The 17,525-nt window shown below is 42.2% G+C and carries 16 protein-coding genes and 1 pseudogene; 11 read left to right on the top strand and 6 right to left on the bottom strand.

Going from position 1 to position 17,525, the window contains the following annotated elements; all coding sequences use genetic code 11:
- The first annotated feature begins 69 nt into the window (after positions 1-69).
- The 4 genes from ACLFKQ_RS07520 (at position 70) to ACLFKQ_RS07505 (ending at position 5,097) form a co-directional block, all read left to right on the top strand.
- The gene (locus tag ACLFKQ_RS07520; protein WP_448999191.1) at positions 70-1,269 is read left to right on the top strand and encodes an ABC exporter membrane fusion protein; all 1,200 of its coding nucleotides are present in this window, start codon (positions 70-72) and stop codon (positions 1,267-1,269) included.
- Positions 1,270-1,355: 86 nt separating this feature from the next.
- A complete protein-coding gene (gene devC, locus ACLFKQ_RS07515) occupies positions 1,356-2,522 on the top strand; it encodes an ABC transporter permease DevC (protein ID WP_448999190.1) in 1,167 nt (388 codons plus the stop codon).
- 25 nt (positions 2,523-2,547) lie between these two features.
- On the top strand, positions 2,548-4,119 hold the full coding sequence (locus ACLFKQ_RS07510; protein WP_448999189.1) for an FAD-dependent monooxygenase: 1,572 nt from the start codon (positions 2,548-2,550) through the stop codon (positions 4,117-4,119).
- A 264-nt stretch (positions 4,120-4,383) separates the two neighbouring features.
- Entirely contained in the window at positions 4,384-5,097 is a 714-nt protein-coding gene (locus tag ACLFKQ_RS07505) for a DevA family ABC transporter ATP-binding protein (RefSeq protein ID WP_448999188.1), read from the top strand.
- Positions 5,098-5,114: 17 nt separating this feature from the next.
- Here the strand turns inward: ACLFKQ_RS07505 and ACLFKQ_RS07500 are convergent, their stop codons facing one another.
- From ACLFKQ_RS07500 to ACLFKQ_RS07475, 6 genes and pseudogenes are all read right to left on the bottom strand, one after another.
- Positions 5,115-6,071 (bottom strand): ABC transporter permease, encoded by a 957-nt coding sequence (locus ACLFKQ_RS07500; protein WP_448999187.1) that lies wholly within the window; start codon positions 6,069-6,071, stop codon positions 5,115-5,117.
- 24 nt (positions 6,072-6,095) lie between these two features.
- Positions 6,096-7,554, bottom strand: a pseudogene (gene tnpC / locus ACLFKQ_RS07495) (IS66 family transposase).
- A gap of 61 nt (positions 7,555-7,615) precedes the next feature.
- Positions 7,616-8,056, bottom strand: a complete 441-nt coding sequence (locus ACLFKQ_RS07490) for a GNAT family N-acetyltransferase (protein WP_448999186.1) — start codon at positions 8,054-8,056, stop codon at positions 7,616-7,618.
- A 286-nt stretch (positions 8,057-8,342) separates the two neighbouring features.
- Entirely contained in the window at positions 8,343-9,062 is a 720-nt protein-coding gene (locus tag ACLFKQ_RS07485) for a 2-phosphosulfolactate phosphatase (RefSeq protein WP_448999185.1), read from the bottom strand.
- A gap of 47 nt (positions 9,063-9,109) precedes the next feature.
- Entirely contained in the window at positions 9,110-9,334 is a 225-nt protein-coding gene (locus tag ACLFKQ_RS07480) for a hypothetical protein (RefSeq protein ID WP_448999184.1), read from the bottom strand.
- 3 nt (positions 9,335-9,337) lie between these two features.
- Positions 9,338-9,625 (bottom strand): type II toxin-antitoxin system HigB family toxin, encoded by a 288-nt coding sequence (locus tag ACLFKQ_RS07475; protein WP_448999183.1) that lies wholly within the window; start codon positions 9,623-9,625, stop codon positions 9,338-9,340.
- A 290-nt stretch (positions 9,626-9,915) separates the two neighbouring features.
- On the opposite strand from ACLFKQ_RS07475, the gene ACLFKQ_RS07470 reads away from it, so the two are divergent.
- The 7 genes from ACLFKQ_RS07470 to ACLFKQ_RS07440 all read left to right on the top strand — a co-directional run bounded on the left by ACLFKQ_RS07470 (position 9,916) and on the right by ACLFKQ_RS07440 (position 17,471).
- On the top strand, positions 9,916-11,685 hold the full coding sequence (locus tag ACLFKQ_RS07470; RefSeq protein WP_448999182.1) for a M61 family metallopeptidase: 1,770 nt from the start codon (positions 9,916-9,918) through the stop codon (positions 11,683-11,685).
- A gap of 35 nt (positions 11,686-11,720) precedes the next feature.
- Entirely contained in the window at positions 11,721-12,632 is a 912-nt protein-coding gene (locus ACLFKQ_RS07465; RefSeq protein WP_448999181.1) for a branched-chain amino acid transaminase, read from the top strand.
- Between the two features lie 78 nt (positions 12,633-12,710).
- Positions 12,711-13,103, top strand: coding sequence for a chorismate mutase (aroH, locus tag ACLFKQ_RS07460; protein ID WP_448999477.1), 393 nt, complete (start codon positions 12,711-12,713; stop codon positions 13,101-13,103).
- A gap of 254 nt (positions 13,104-13,357) precedes the next feature.
- Positions 13,358-14,137 carry an MOSC domain-containing protein gene (locus ACLFKQ_RS07455; protein ID WP_448999180.1) on the top strand — a complete coding sequence of 260 codons (780 nt, stop codon included), beginning with the start codon at positions 13,358-13,360 and terminating at the stop codon, positions 14,135-14,137.
- A 252-nt stretch (positions 14,138-14,389) separates the two neighbouring features.
- Entirely contained in the window at positions 14,390-15,766 is a 1,377-nt protein-coding gene (locus ACLFKQ_RS07450) for an arylsulfotransferase family protein (protein WP_448999179.1), read from the top strand.
- A complete protein-coding gene (locus tag ACLFKQ_RS07445) occupies positions 15,763-16,005 on the top strand; it encodes a hypothetical protein (RefSeq protein ID WP_448999178.1) in 243 nt (80 codons plus the stop codon). Before ACLFKQ_RS07450 ends, ACLFKQ_RS07445 begins: the two co-directional genes overlap by 4 nt.
- Positions 16,002-17,471, top strand: coding sequence for a sulfotransferase (locus ACLFKQ_RS07440; RefSeq protein ID WP_448999177.1), 1,470 nt, complete (start codon positions 16,002-16,004; stop codon positions 17,469-17,471). The genes ACLFKQ_RS07445 and ACLFKQ_RS07440 overlap by 4 nt, the downstream gene beginning before the upstream one ends.
- Positions 17,472-17,525 lie beyond the last annotated feature (54 nt).

Below are 17,525 nucleotides of genomic sequence, written 5' to 3'. Positions count from 1 at the left end.
AACTAATCGGTTTAGTTTTATTATAGATAAAAGTAGACTAAACTGTTTAGTTTTAAATGGTGGTTAAAAATGGATGCTACAACAAAAAAACCTAGATCGCCAAATCCTCCCATCGGGCGATCGACAGGATTAATCATTGCAGCGATCTTAGCAGCAGGAGGAATCGCGATTTACGGATTGCGCCAATTTTCTAGTTCTCCTCCTCAAGAGACTGTCGAAACTACAATACCCCAAGTTAAGACAGTGACAGCTTTAGGTCGTTTGGAACCAAGTGGCGAACTTGTGCAAGTTTCCGCGCCTTCTGGGTCTAATGGCAGCCGGGTAGAGGAATTGTTAGTCCAACAAGGAGATAAAATAACTAAGGGTCAGGTCATTGCAGTTTTAGATAATCGCGATCGCCTAGAAGCAGCATTAAAACAAGCAGAAGAACGAGTCAGAGTAGCCCAAGCTAATTTAGCGCAGGTAAAAGCAGGAGCAAAAACTGGAGAAATTAAGGCTCAACAAGCTGCGATCGCACGCCTGCAAGCCGAACGAGATAACGATATTGCCGCGCAGCAAGCCACTATAGCCAGATTGGTGGCGGAACTGAAAAACGCCGAAGTTGAATACCAACGCTATCAGCAGTTATTTAACCAAGGTGCGATCTCAGCATCCGAAAGAGACAGTAAACAGCTTGCCTTCGATACGGCACAAAGACGGTTAGAAGAAGCCAAGGCAAATCTGCAACGGATCGAGAAGGCCAAGCAAGAACAAATTTTAGAAGCTAAAGCTACTTTAGATCGAATTGCTGAAGTACGACCAGTAGATGTAGAAGTAGCTGCCGCTGAAGTCAGTGAAGCTCGAGCTGCAGTAGCTACAGCCCAAGCTGAACTCGATCGCGCCTATATCAGATCGCCCCAAGCGGGAACGGTAATTAAAATTCTCACTCGCCCTGGTGAAACAATTTCCAGCAATGAAGGGACAGCCAGAATCGGTCAGATCGAACAAATGTATGCCGTTGCCGAAGTTTATGAAAGTGATATCGGCAAAGTGCAGTTAGGGCAACAAGCCACTATTACCAGTAGTGCCATCTCGGGAGAACTAACCGGAACGGTAGAGCATATTGGTTTAGAAGTAGAACGGCAAGAAGTAGTCAACACCGATCCTACAGCCAATGTAGATGCCAAAGTAGTGGAAGTCAAAGTAAGGCTTGATGAGGAATCTAGTCAGAAAGTAACAGGTTTGAGCAATCTATTGGTGAACGTCAAAATCGATTTAGGAGTTAGTTAATTTTCAATTTATGCTACTACTGCCCAGTAAATTTTATTAAATCCAAAATTTCCCTAAAAACTACCAACTACTAACCACCAACAAAAATGCTTAAATTTTTAAAAAACCGAACTCCTTTAGGTTGGTTGCAACTCAAACACGATAAATTCAGACTACTGACTGCATTATCGGGGATTGCTTTTGCAGATATTTTAATTTTTATGCAGTTGGGTTTTATGAATGCACTGTATACTACCAACACCCAGTATCCCCGCAAAATTAAGGGAGATATCGTTCTAACTAGTACCCAAGCAACTAACTTCAATGAACTGTACTCCTTTCCACGCCGACGACTCTATCAGGCAATGGATGTACCGGGAGTGGACTCAGCAGAACCCGTGTATATTGGTTCTCTTAGTTGGCGCAACCCCCAAAATCGCGAAAAAACCTCGATGATGGTAATTGGATTAGATCCAGACAAATCCGCTTTCGATCTACCAGAGGTAAACAGCCAATTAGATAAAATTAAAATTCCCGACACGGTGCTATTCGATAAAGCTTCTCGGGGAGAATATGACCAAATTATCGCTCAAATTGAAACAGGCAAAACCATTACTACAGAAATCGATCGCACTACTGTAACTATTGGCGGTTTGTTTGAAGTAGGGGCATCTTTTGCCGACGATGGCGCACTAATTACCAGCAGCCAAAACTTTATGCGTTTATTTCCCAAAAAACAGCCTGGAACGGTTAGTTTGGGGGTAATAAACTTAGATGCGAAGCGCGATCCAGAAAATATTAGAGCTGCATTAAATGCCTATCTCCCTCAAGATGTTAAAGCTTACACCTATGAAGAATATGTCGATGCCGAACTAGAATACATCAAATCTAGTACCGCCATTGGCTTTGTCTTTACTTTGGGTACGATGATGGGTTTCATTGTCGGTATCGTCATCGTCTATCAAGTTCTTTCTACCGATGTTAACGATCATATGGCAGAATACGCCACCTTTAAGGCTATGGGGTATCGCAATACTTATTTACTGGGTGTAGTCTTTGAAGAAGCCTTAATTCTATCCTTTATCGGTTTTGTACCTAGTGTAGCGATCGCCGCAGGCTTATATCGTTTAACCGCAATGGCAACCGCTTTACCGATAGTTTTGCCTCTAACCAGAGCTGTTACCGTATTAATCCTAACTATTATTATGTGCAGTATTTCTGGCGCGATCGCCACCCGCAAACTTCAGGCAGCCGATCCTGCCGATATATTTTGATCGACAAAAAAGGAGGTTCGTTACCATGAGTAACAAGACAGAAGTTCTAATCGTTGGTGCTGGTCCTACTGGCATGACTACCGCGATCGAACTAGCCAGACGTAACGTAAATGTGCGAATTATCGAAAAGCGTACCCACCCCTCGACAAGAAGTAAAGCCTTAGTAGTACATGCTCGCACTCTCGAATTTATGGATATTTTGGGTGTCGCCGATAAGTTAGTTCGGCAGGGCTATACATCCCCAGGAATTGACTTTAGTGCTAATGCTAAAAATCCACTGCGGGCTAATATGTATGGACTCGATACGCACTTTCCCTATATTTTGATTTTGCCACAGGCTGAGACTGAAACGATTTTGGAACGTCATCTTAACGAACTGGGTATTGAAATCGAACGCGATCGCACTTTAATCGATTTTAAAAGCTTCGAAACAGGTATCCATGCCACTATTAATTGTGGAAATTCAGACGAAGTTGAGATAGAAGCCGATTATCTCGTTGGTGCTGACGGCGCACACAGTAAAGTACGGGAAAGCCTCGGTCTTCCTTTTGAGGGTTCCCCTTACTCCTGGACGGCATTTCTAGGAGACGTTTTTTTAGCGGGGCATCATGCTGAGGGAGGTACAGAACAACATTCTAACGACCGCGGCTTGGCTTTTATCGTACCTTTTGATGATGGATCGCACCGTATCGTTACGATCGATAGAAAATATCAAAACCAATCCAAACGAGAACTAAATCTAGATGAGTTAGAAGAGTCTATTAGTGCGATTTTAGAAAAACCCATTACATTAAGCAAACCAAAGTGGCTGTCGCGTTGGAGTTCTGAGTTGAGGTTAGTGCCACAATACCAGGTCGATGGCGTCTTTTTAGCGGGCGATGCCGCACATACCCATAGTCCTGCTGGCGGTCAAGGTATGAATACGGGGATTCAAGATGCTTTTAATCTCGGTTGGAAGCTGGCTTCTATTGTCAAAAATGAAGCACCAGAAAAACTAATAAATACTTATAATTTAGAACGTCACGCCATCGGCAAAAAAGTTTTGCTTACGAGCGATCTTTTGTTGCGTAGTCTACTTTTACGTCAGCCTTTATTGCGTAAACTGAGCGAAGCACTTTTTCGCCTTTTTATTCCCTTACCATTCATACAACGTAAGCTAGCGCAAAACCTTTCAGGACTAGGAATCACATACGATACGGGGAAGGGAGAACTAGCTGGAAAGCGTATTCCCGATATGGAGTTAATGACTGCCAATCATAAAACAGTTCGACTTTACGAACTTCTGCGCTTTCCTGGTTATACTCTGTTACTGTTTGTCGCTCCTAATATATTAGATCCCAAAAGGGAACGGATCGATCGCATCCTCTCTCATGCAGGCGATATGCTAAAACCTCATATTATTTTAAACAATGGTTTACCAGAACTACACGACTTTAAAGCCAGCACACTAGTAGACTATCGCGGCGACTTTGAAACTCAACTCGGAGCAAAAACAGGCCGGACGATCTTACTGCGTCCAGACGCTCATGTTGCTTTCGATCTATCTACTATTGATGCCGATGTTTTTGAACGACAATTACGAAACTGGAAAACTTAAAAGTCAAATTTATCTCAAGCTGCGATCGCAAAACAAAATATTATCAAATCGGCAGCTATAAAACTATAATTCTCTAATGCAATATCGCCTATTTAAAGCAGGCGTTTCCATTTGCAGAATTGATTATTAAATTTAAATTAACGTGAGTTTAGGTTGAAACTATTTTGCCACTCATTTTATAACAGAATGGGAAATGCAGCCAAAGCTCGATAGAATCGGAGTTTCAGCTTGTTCCAAACTCGGGTTGATTAGAAAGCAATCATTATGAATAGCAATAACAAACAACCAGTAATCTCTATCCACAACCTCGACCATTATTTCGGTACGGGTCAACTCCGCAAACAGGTTTTATTTGATATTAATCTAGAAATAGATCGCGGCGAAATTGTCTTAATGACGGGTCCTTCTGGTTCGGGTAAAACTACCTTATTAACTTTAGTTAGTGGTTTGCGATCGCCCCAGACGGGAAGCTGTAAGATACTTGGTAAAGAGCTTTGTGGTGCTAGTAACAAAGAGTTAGTCCAAGCCAGACGCAACAACGGTTATATCTTCCAGGCGCATAACCTGCATAAAAGTCTCACTGCCTTGCAAAACGTGCGGATGGGTTTGGAAGTTCATGGTAAATACTCTCAAACAGAAATGCGCGCTCGCGCTGCGGCAATGCTAGAACACGTAGGCTTGGCAGATAGATTAGATTACTATCCCGATAACCTCTCTGGTGGACAAAAACAACGTGTTGCGATCGCTCGTGCATTAGTGGCACATCCAGCGATCGTCTTAGCCGACGAACCGACAGCGGCTTTGGACAGTAAATCTGGACGAGACGTAGTCAACTTGATGCAAAAGCTAGCTAGAGAACAAGGCAGCACTATTTTACTAGTCACCCACGACAATCGTATTTTAGATGTTGCCGATCGCATCATCCACATGGAAGACGGTAGGTTAGTAAACAATTCGATTAAGAAAACAGCAGCTTAGTAGAGATAAATATCTATTTAATATTTAACTCGCGGATCGAGAACGGCGTATAAAAGATCGGCAATTAAATTGAATAACACAATTAAAATACCGTAAATAAAAGTAATCGCCATCACTACTGGGGTATCGCTTCGATAAATCGATTCAATTAATAACGCGCCAATTCCAGGAACCCGAAACACCTGTTCGGTTACTAATGCACCTGTAAAAATAGCCGGTACGTCTAAAGCAATTAGAGTAACCACTGGAATCATGGCATTGCGTAAAATATGATTTTTAATAATTGCCCATTGACTCAATCCTTTAGCCATAGCTGTCCGCACGTATTCTTGATTTAATTCTTCTAAAATCGCAGCTCGAATAAATCTCATTAAAATTGCCGACTGATACAAAGCCAATACGGAAATCGGCATAATTGATTGTTTTACCAGGGCAATAAAACTTGCAAAATCGGAAACTATTAAAGTGCTATTGTAAATAAACGGAAACCAGTTTAACCAAACGCTAAAAATAATTATAAATAGCAAACCAGTAAAAAACGGCGGAATAGAAAATCCTAAAAAAGCAAAAGTGGTAATAATTTGGTCGGTGAAAGAATAACGTCTGAGAGCCGAAATAATTCCTAAAGGAAAAGCAATTAACACCCCAAAAATATAACCAAAACCAACTACCCAAAGCGTCGCGGGCAAACGCTGAATCAATAACTCAAATACGGGACTGCGGCTATTAAAAGAATAGCCCATATCGCCGCGAATAAAGGCTCCAAACCATTTAAAATAACGAATATGAATTGGCTGATCTAGTCCCAGAGATTTACGAATATTTTCCCTGACTTCAGCAGTTATTGCGGGGTTAGAAGCAAACTCTCCCAACGGATCGCCTGGAGCCAGTGCCAAAATTGCAAAAATAATTATACTAATTGCTATTAAAGTAGGAATTGAAATTAGTAAACGTTTAATAAAATATTGGCTCATTAAATTTAGTTTTTACGTAAGGATTCAGGTGCAAGCATGAGGAATAAGAGAAGGATAAGAACAATGTCCAACTGTAGCTTGTAAAGTCTGTTGAAAAAAAGTAATCACCGAACGTCCTTGCAAACGACAAGATTGAATTGCACTCAGCAGGTTGGCTGTATGTTGAAACCGTTCGATGGAACGAGAGCCACCACAAACTTTCCGCTTGGTTACAGCAGTTCTCAAACATCGTTCAGCTAGATTATTGTCGGGGGGTATCTGAGGATGTGTCAGAAAATACCACCATTGCTCCGCCTTATCACGCAGCGAACGTAGCAGTTTTCCAGCTTCATGACCAGCATTCTTGAGCCAAGTCTTAATTGCGCTAGTCACTCGCCTTCGGAAATCCTCTGCCCAATCTCGATAGTGGCTTTCCTGATGGGTCTGTCGCCAAACCCGATGTTGCTTAAATGCCTCATCAATTAGAGACAGAAAGGTGGTAGCAATTTCTTGGTTATCTACCCCTTTAGTCTTTAACAGTTTTTGAAAATGACGACGTAGATGAGCCAAACACTTTTGTTGTCCTGCTACTGAATAGCCGTTGTAGACACTAAAATCGTCGCTAATCAAAACTCCATCATAGAATACTCCTAATACAGCTTCCAATTCTCTGCGTTTTCTAGTATCGCCGGCATGAAACAGGCAGAACTCTGACCCAGCTAAAACCCAGAGCCATTCTTTGACTCCTTTAACTGAGCAGGGGGTTTCGTCACAATGTAGAGGAGGATGCTCTGAATTAATCGACTTTTTCAACCCTTCAACACTGTTGATACTCGCTTGTTGTACTCGTTCGTTCATTGGTGGCAACTAAAGTTCCCCTACTAATTTCTATTGCTCCCAGTTCCCACAACAGTTCTTGCTGTTTAGCATAGGACATATGAGCATAGTTTCCCAGCCAGGAAAGTAACCCCTGTAGTCTGACTCCCAAGTCTTGACCTGGAATCATTGTGGGAGACCGTCGAGCTGCCTCTATTGCTCCACACTTGCCGCATTGACAGTGATGACGTTGGTACTCTACGACTTGTATCGGTTTTGCCACCAACTGGGCTACCTGTTGAGTATCTACTCGTACCCCCTTAGTCTTCCATTGTTGATTTCCACAGTTGGAGCAGATGGTCGGTTTCAATACTTCGTAGCGGTCTACACGCCCAAATCCTTTTCTCGTCTTCCCTTGATGTCCTGGTTGTCCTCCTGGTTTTCTTTTTGTCTCTTTTTTGGCTTCTTCCAACCCTACTTCTGGTTTTCTCTCGCTTTTTTTCAGCAAGTCAGTTGAAGGGGGTTTCGATGAGGTTTGGCTGTCGAGGTTGAGGCTCTGTTCCAGTTGTTCTATTCTTTTTTCTAGCTTCTCAATCAGCTTTTGTTGGGTAGTCACGATTTCTGCCAGTTTCTCATTGGACAACTGGCGCAGTTCTTCGGCTTTGAAGGGGTGATTAGCTTCGCTCATTATTGGCTACTTTAATCTCTTTTTCCTTTTTGTCAACCCTGATACCTGAATCCTTACTTTTTTACAAGCTCTTGGTAAAATAATGAACTTCAGGAAGATCTTCACGTTGCCCTAGATCGATCCATCCGTGTTTGAGATAAAATTTCATTGCAGCTATATTCGTAGAACTAACACTCAATCGAGCTAATTTACAACCAAGTTGTTTGAGAAAATTAGCTGCATATCGCTCTAATTGCCGACCAAAACCCCGACCCCGAAACTCTGGAATTAGGTAAAACAAATTCACGTAGCCAACACTTGAATCGTGTTTCCAACGACTTATCTCTATTTGTCCAATAATTTGCTCTTCTTGCCAAACGTGTACGCAACTGTTTGGAATTTCTGTCATTCGCTGCCTCAGCCATTGGAAATATTCTTCAACTCTGCTTCCATCTTTTTGATAAAGCAGAGCAGCAGAACCAAAGCTACAAATAAGGGAGTCAGCTTTGAATTGAACGCACAAATCTTGCTCCTGTTCTATATTTATAGATTTGAACTCAAGTGTAGAAAATTGCAAATTTACTTCTCCAAACTGAATTTGTGAGTCGTTTCAGAAATTAACTAACTTTACTGATTTTAAAATCGTTTTTGCCAATATTACCAAAAACTTAAATATTTTGCCCTGACAAATAGGTTTGAAGCTTCTGCTCGCATCAATAACTCACAATTTTTTGGTCATAAATACGCTATTTAGCTCTTCTTTTTGGATCTTTTTTACAGTTGGAAAATCGAATTTGTGAGGTTCATAATTAGCTTGCGAGATTGATATAGGCTCTGTTAACTAAGGTAGGAACGCAATTGCTGACATTTAACTCTGTTGCTAATCGAACATCTTCCTCAAAACCTAGTTCGATTAATTCCTTACCAGAGCCACACTGCTTAATTAGATACTTTAAGCTGTGTTGAAAGTTTTGATATACTTTAGCCGCTGCTTGCGCCTCTGGTGACATACTTCCGTTAAGATAATTGATAATTGCCCCTGCTCCCATCCAGTCTTCAAAGGAGGGGCGCAGGCTACCATCGCTCCATTTCTCTCCTGCTGGCACGACAGCAATTTGCCGTCCATAGCTCATGGCTGCCAAGGCAACGGCACGACAATTTCTCAAACATCCAGTTAAAGTGAGAGTTGTTTTTGCTGCCAAGCTCAAAGATGAACCGTTAGGAGAAGGAAGCACTAACCGTATCTTTTTGTCGATTGTAATTAACGATGCTGGAGATAGCGAGTAACGACTACTGCCGCCACGCTTGTCTGCTAATTCCGCGTTAACTGACTCAGCAAATATTTTTGCAGTTCCATCTCGCCATTGGTAGGGATAAATAATTGCTCCACTTGTGTTGGCAATGTCAACACAAGTGGAGAACGAGAGAACATCGACAATAATAACCACGTCACTAACAGGAGCTAACTGCAAAACTCCTTGTTTGCCCCACTCACACCCCACTTCAAAATCAGCTTGGTCAAAGTTCATCTTTCATCTCTACATAATTTAGATGTTCGGTATTCAATTCAAAATCTTTAATTCAATTCAGGTACATTCTTCGATTCGTAGCTTTCAATTAACAAACCAATAATTTCCATTAAAGAAGCTAATGGATGTGATTCGTCTTCTCCCACTTCATCAATCAAATCGTCGAGTAAACTAACTAGTTTTTGATATTCTGTTTCTGTATGAGGAACAAAAAGAGTATCGTTTAAATTCGTCCAAGCTTGAATAGTTTTATCAATATTTATAGTCGGCATATTTTATTCTTTCCATTTACCTAAATCATATTCACTATGAGTTAAAACAGCACGGATATAAACTTTGCTTCGGTTATAGTGTATCGCTGCAATTAGGCGAACTTTGTTGCCACCAATATTAAAAACAGTCAGTTTACCAACCTTATCCGCACTTGGGAAAATCTCTCTCAACTCAGCAATAGAATTAAAATCATACTGCTTCATCAATTTATACCATTGGACTAAAGCTGTCTTTGTTTCGGGATATTTAGCAGCAAACTCATTGAGACGCTTACGGCTAATAACGTGCATTCTAATTTTCTGTTTCCAATAACTCGATTAAAGCTTCTATTGCTTCGATTCTACAGGCATTCGGGCGATCGCTTTACTTACAATTTCGCAACAGTTTGCCAAATTCGCGACAGAAGCTACTCGCCAACTCGCCATCGATCGCGCTCTCTCCTTCCATTGTCGACGCTATTTTCCAGTAGATTCGGCTTCATTGATTTGGGCAATCTTTCTAATACAGATAAAATATAGACTTAAGCGATCGACTCGATGCTTAATTTGCAATTTAATCATTTCCCAGACAAGAAATATACATGACAGAAGCTACCGCTACTCTTCCACTCAAACCAACAACCACAAGCATCGTCTATCAAGTGGCAATGCCGCAACCAGCTTCTCATTTATTCGAAGTGAGTTTGCAGATAGACAACTGGGAAGCATCGACATTAGATTTGAAAATGCCAGTTTGGACTCCTGGATCCTACTTAGTTAGAGAGTATGCCAAGCACGTACAAGATTTTGAGGCTGAAGATAGCAACAGCCAACAACTCTTAGCCAGTAAAAAAGTTAGTAAAAATCGCTGGCAGGTAGCAACAGAAAACTGCTCTGAAATTACGGTGCGCTATCGTGTTTATGCCAACGATCTAACGGTACGAACCAATCACTTAGATACTACTCACGGATATTTTAACGGTGCGGCTTTGTTCTTGTTTATTCCAGGTTGGGAACGACAGCCAATTCGAGTTAATATTATTCCGCCTTATTCTGACTGGCGAGTTAGTACTGCTTTATCTGTAGTCGATGATCGCCAAGCCAATATCTTTGAAGCGGCAGATTTTGACACTTTGGTAGATAGTCCCGTCGAAATTGGAACGCAGCAGGTTTATGAGTTTGAAGCGATTGATAAACCCCATCAGCTAGCAATTTGGGGCAAGGGCAATGCCAAACCGCAAAAGATTATTAAAGATACCCAAAAAATTATCGAAGCTGAAGCCCAAATCTTTGAGGGAGTACCTTACGATCGCTATTTATTTTTACTCCATCTTTCTGGTAGCGGCTATGGCGGTTTGGAACACAAAAATTCTTGTAGTTTAAATTATCCCCGCTTGGGCTTTCGCGATCGCTCTAAATACAATCGTTTCTTGCAGCTTGTGGCACACGAATTTTTTCATCTTTGGAACGTTAAAAGAATTCGCCCCCACGTTTTAGAAAAGTTTGATTACGAAGCTGAAAGCTACACTACCTCTTTGTGGTTCTGTGAAGGAACCACTAGCTACTACGATAATCTTATTCCCCTACGGGCAGGGATTTATCAGCGCAAAACCTATTTAGAAAATCTTAGTAAAGACATTACCAGATATCTCACCATACCGGGGCGTAACGTACAGCCCTTGGGAGAATCTAGCTATGATGCCTGGATCAAGCTCTATCGCCGCGATGCTAACAGCGATAACAGCCAAATTTCCTATTATCTTAAAGGAGAAATGGTGTCGCTGCTGCTAGATTTATTGATTAGAGCCAAACATCGCAACCAGCGATCGCTAGATGATGTAATGCGGTTGATGTGGGAACGTTTCGGGAAAAAAGAGATTGGCTTTACCGAAAAACAATTACGCGATGCGATCGCCGAAGTAGCTCAAACCAACTTAGATGACTTTTTCAATCGCTATATTGACACTACCGTAGAATTGCCCTTTAATGAATATTTCGAACCTTTTGGCTTGTATCTCAAAACCGTCAAAGATAGCGAGCCAGTACCCCATACGGGTATGAAAGTAGTTTCAGAAAACGGCAGAGAAATAATTAAATTTGTCGAAGCCGATTCTCCTGCAGCTAGAGCCGGAATTGATGCCGAAGATGAATTACTGGCGATCGAAGATATTCGCGTTACCTCTCAGTTTTTGAGCGATCGCCTCAAAGACTATCGAGCAGAGGATACAATTCGAGTTACTATTTTTCATCAAGACCAATTAAAAATTTTACCCGTAACTCTCGCCAAGCCGCAACCCAATCGCTATGAAATTGCTCGTTTGGATAAAATTTCCGACTTGCAGGAGCAAAATCTATCTGGATGGCTGAGTTAAAAACGAAATTAGCGAAATAAATCGAACTGAAAGCAATGCACACCTTTTTAACTTTTGCCTACTTTAAGCATCAATTCGTTCCATTCGAACGAGCCAATATTTCTATTGCCACCCACGCTCTCCACTACGGTACGGGTGCCTTTGGTGGCATGAGAGGGTTGCCCGATCCCCAACATCACCAACGAATCTTACTATTTAGGTTAGATCGCCATTGCCAAAGGCTGAGCAATAGTGCCAAGTTTTTAAATTACGATTTGCCCACCGATAAAATCCAGCAAATCGTCATTGATTTTGTCAAAAAGAATCAGCCTATCAAGCCGTTTTACATTCGTCCTTTCGTCTATACATCCGATCTTGGGATCGCACCGCGTCTCCATAAGATTGAAAAAGACTTTTTTATCTACGGCATCGAGTTAGGAGATTATTTGCCTCCCGAAGGAATTAGCTGTCGAATTAGTTCGTGGCATCGTCAGGAAGATCGCAGTTTGCCCTTAAGAGGTAAAATTAGCGGTGCCTATATCACTTCTTCTCTAGCTAAAACCGAAGCCGTTGAATCTGGTTTTGACGAAGCGATCTTGATGAACTCCCAAGGTAAGGTATGCGAGGCTTCGGGAATGAATATTTTTGTGGTCAGGAACGGTAAGTTAATTACCCCTGGATTCGAGCAGGATATTTTGGAAGGAATCACCAGAGATAGTATCTTGACCATAGCTAGAGATTTAGGCATCGACACCGTAGAAAGACCCGTAGACAAAACCGAACTGTTAATTGCCGATGAAGTTTTCTTAAGCGGTACTGCAGCTAAAATTACCCCAGTTAAAAGAGTTGAAAGCTATCATTTGCCGACAACAAGACCGATAACCGACAAACTCAGGGAAAAATTAACTGCAATTACTGAAAATCGCGATCCTAAATATCAAGATTGGGTACATATTGTTAATTGTTAGCGACCGATCGGAGATAATTAAAAAATAGCAGAAAATGAAAAATAGGCAATGGACTGAAACTAAGCTAAGGAGGAATGAATAGTGGACTCAAGAGTGCGAGGAATTCGTGGGGCGATTACGGTCGAGGAAAATACGGCGAAAGCAATTACCGAAGCCGTAGCAGAATTACTAGACGAAATTGAAGCATACAATAGTTTCAATCCCAAAGATATAGTCTGCGTTTTCTTTACCGCCACACCAGACCTCGACGCTATGTTTCCCGCTGCCGCTACTAGAGAGCGTCCAGGTTGGAACAACGTTCCCCTATTAGATTTGCAACAAATGAAGGCAAAGAACGACTTACCACGCTGCATTAGAATTTTAATTCAGGTAAATACTATCGTGCCGCAATCGGAGATCGTCCACTGTTATTTACGTCAGGCTAGAAGTTTACGCCCCGACTGGGATCTAGCCGTAACGATTAATCATTAGAGAATAAGTAGCAAGTAGAAAGTAAAAAGTAACGAGTAATTAACCTCATTACCTAATAAAAAAGCTTTTGACTTTTACTGCACTTTTAAGTTGAATAGAAAACCACCGATCGACTTTTTTCTTCTGACTCCTGACTGCCTCCTGACTCCTGGCTAATACCAAGATATGGTCTACTCCATAGAAAACTGCTGTAACTTTTGACTAGTCTCTGTTTACCATGCTCATTCTTCAGATATATATAGATATAATAGCCTATGGCTTATCTTGCTGGTATTTATATTTATCCAATCAAAGCTTTGGACGGAGTTGCTCGTTCCAATGCAACTTTGTTGTCTAGCGGTGCCTTACAACACGATCGCCAGTGGGCTTTGTTCGACGAACAAGGCAAGTATGTTAACGGTAAAAATAACCCTAAAGTACATTTGATTAGGACGGGGTTCGATACAGACTTTAAAACTGTCTCGCTGCAAGTTTATCCTAAGGGACAGACAGACGTTTTCGATCTAGATGAAGAACGAGGGGCAATAGAAGCTTGGTTTCAGGATTACTTTGGCTTTCCCGTTAATTTATATCAAAATACTCAAACCGGTTATCCCGACGATCTTAACGCCAATGGTCCTACCCTAATTAGCACTGCCACTATCGAAACGGTGGCATCATGGTTTCCCGATGTTAGCGTAGCAGAAATGCGATCGCGCCTGCGGGCTAATTTGGAAGTTGGCGGCGTACCTGCTTTTTGGGAAGATCGTCTATTCGACCGAGAAGATAATAGTGTACCCTTTCAAATTGGCAATGTCTTATTTTCTGGTATCAATCCCTGTCAGCGTTGTGTAGTTCCTACCAGAGATACCTTAACCGGAAAAGGAGATCCTAAATTTACCAAGAGATTTATCGCCAAACGTCGCGAAACCCTACCCAGTTGGACGAGGCGCGATCGCTTCAATCATTTTTATCGTCTCAGCGTCAATACTAAAGTGCTGCCAACCGAAGCGGGAAAAGCAATCGCTATTGGCGATCGCATTTTCACCATATAATTATAGAAATTTGGCTTTAGGGATTGGAAAGAAGTTTGCTTAGTATCAAACTCTTCTAGTCCCCACCTCAACAGTTATTCAGTCACCTACTTTCTCTTGTCCCCCTGCACCCTTGCACCCTCGCTCAGAAATTATCTGCTCGCTTTCGATCGACAAAATTGGTTTACCTTATCTTTTTTTTTGCAATTTCCTACTTAAATATACAAAGCAAAACCTGAGTGTCCCAAACAAAAATCCCACGCTTTAGCTTAGATGACTTCACAAAGATTCAGCTTGATCTGGTTTTTGATTTCTGGCGTGTTTATTAGTTTTAATTTAGGCTATTTCGTCAGAGAACTTCAGTTTTTTCCCTATCAATTTTATGCTGAGGCGGCTAAAGGTTGGGAAAAAATTCGCCCCCGCAATTCCAAACAGCTGCCTTGGTATTATGTACGCTTGAAGCAACCATATCCCAAGGAGGTTAGTAAAACTGGTGAGCCATACCAAGGTTTGACCCTAGTTACCAAAATCGCAGCAGAGCGCAATCTAGCAGCAGAAATTGTCGATCTAGAAGGTAACACAGTCCACAAATGGTATATCGACTGGTTTGAAATGTGGCCCAATCCCCAGCATATTCCCGAAAATGATATTCCCAAGGAGAAGCCAGGGACTAATATTCACGGGGCTGTGATTATGGACGACGGCGACTTGATCTTTAACTTTGAAAGTCAGGGTTTAATTCGGCTCGATCGCAGTGGGGAAGTTGTCTGGCGTTTGCCCTATCAAACTCATCATTCAGTTCACAAAGACGACAACGGTAATCTTTGGGTAGGTGGCAAGAAGTTTCAAACTGAAAGAAACTCTCGTTTGCCCAATCTTTTACCGCCATATTATGAAGATACGCTTTTGGAAGTTTCCCCCGAAGGTAAAATTCTCAGAGAGTATTCCGTGGCGGATATCTTACGCAAGAATGGCTACACTGGACTTCTCTATCTCGGTACTCTTAACAACGAATCTACCAGAATCAGGGGAGAGGGTAAATTATTGGGTGCCGATGACATCCTACATTTAAATGATGTCGAACCTTTCTCCGCTCAAATGGAGTCGGGGTTGTTTGAGCCTGGTGATGTGATGGTTTCCTTGCGTAATATTAACACCGTGTTCGTGTTTAACACCGAGAGCGAAGAAATTAAGTTTATTTCTATTGGTAAATTTGTACGCCAGCACGACCCAGATTTTATCGACGGCAATACGATCTCAGTTTTTGACAACAATAATAATAATGCCGTTACGGTAGAAGAGCATAAAAGTAGAATTGCGATCGTCTCGGCAACAGACAATACGGTCGAGACTTATTTTGAAGGCACTCCCGAACAGCCTTTCTTTACAAACGTCATGGGTAAACATCAGTGGCTGCCTAATGGCAATTTACTAATTACCGAATCCAAGTCAGGAAGAGGGTTCGAAGTCGATCGCCAGGGAAAGATCGTCTGGGAATACTACAACTATGTCGATCACGGCATTGTCGGTGCAGTTGCTGAATTTCAGCGTCTGTCACCAGAGTATACTTCCCTATTTCTCGACGAAGAAGACATAACCGCTAGCAATAAAAAATCGTCAAAATCTAGTTCTGTGAGGCAAAATCCATGAAGCAGCTATCGTTCATCGGCACCTTGATTTTCACCTTTTTATTAGTTGTCTTTATCCAGCAGCCTGCGATGGCATATGTAGGACCTGGAGCGGGAATCGCCGCTCTGGGTGCGTTTCTGGCTATAGTCGCGGCTGTAGTTGCCGCCATTTTTGGCTTTTTATGGTTTCCCATCAAGCGAATTTTAGGGAAGCGCAAAAAAGCCAAAAGCGATAGAAGCCAAGAAGGAGAGAAGGCATGAGCCAGTGGCTCGGTGCGGCAATCCTGGTTATAGGCTTTGTCTGTTTATTTCAGCTTTTAGGATTAGTAGAAAAAAGCAAGGATGTCGTCAGTATTGCCACTGATTCTTTGAATATCATTGGTTCTCCCAGTCTGAGCGACGAGCAAAAAGAGTCGGAGCTTCAGCAAAATTCACTAAAATTGTTTGGAGCATTTTTTATCCTTGCTGGCGGTGGCGCGATCGCTGTTGGTTTGCCTTTAGGAGTAATTTGGATCGGGGAGCTTTTAGGCTGGCTATCGCTGGCTGCAACTATCGATACTACCTTTTCTCCTTGGTTTCTTATCGCCAGCAGCATTGTAGTTATTGCTGCCCTATGCCTAAAACCAAGTAAGCAGCGTTCTTCAAATACATCGCCAGCCAGTAGCTATTCCCCATTAGATCGCACTCTGCATCAAGTGGCGTTTAAAACCTATACCGCTCAGATCGGACTTGCCGATGCTGAAGACGCAATTTTTGCCAAACAGCTTGCTAAGTTAAAAATCGATCGCCCCGTGTTTATTACCGCCTTACCGCGAGCGGGAACCACATTATTATTAGAATGTTGCGCTAGTTCGCCCGAATTTGCCTCTCATTGCTACCGCGATCTGCCGTTTGTGCTGATTCCCTGTTTCTGGCAGCGTTTTTCTAAAGTCTTTCAGCAGCAGGTTGAAGATCGCGAACGCGCTCACGGCGACGGGATGAAAATTAGCCCCGATAGTCCCGAAGCTTTAGAAGAAGTAGTCTGGAAAACTTTTTGGCAACGCCACTACCATCGCGATCGCATCATTCCCTGGGACTATGAAGTGAATGAGGAATTTGAGGAGTTTTTCCGCTCTCATCTGCGTAAGATTATTTTCTTGCGCCAACAGGATTCTACAGGCTGTCCTCGCTATGTCTCCAAGAACAACGCCAATATCGCCCGTATCCAAATATTAAACAAACTCTTTCCAGATTCGATTATTATCGTTCCCTTTCGTCATCCCCTAGACCATGCTGCCTCTCTACTCCAGCAGCACTGCAACTTTTTACAACTTCATCAAACGGATGCGTTTGCCTCAGAATATATGGAAGCGATCGGTCATTACGATTTCGGACAGAATCTCCGTCCTCTAGATTTTAATAGCTGGCTCGATCGCAGAAAGTCAGAGAACCCTAGTGAACTAGGGTTCTGGCTCGAATATTGGCTAGCCAGTTACCAACACCTATTATCAGAAAGTGCCCATCTTAACTTTATTGACTATGATACGCTCTGTGAAGCTCCCGAACGAGGACTCAGAACTTTGGCAGAGGTAGTGCAAAGTTGTAACCCCGAGGCATTAATATCAAGGGCGACTAGAATACGCCAGCCGCGAGCGAAGAAGATCGATACCGATGCTTTGCCTACCTGGCTTAAGAGGGAAGCAAACTCGGTTTACGACCGGTTGAGAGAAACAGCAACCAATCATTAAATCGTCTAAGGCAATTATCAATCTTGATAGGCTTCCATCCCTTCACACGAACAA

The sequence above is a fragment of the Myxosarcina sp. GI1(2024) genome (assembly GCF_053543375.1).
Note: the sequence above shows the minus strand (reverse complement) of the source record. Positions and strands in the feature narration are given on the sequence as shown.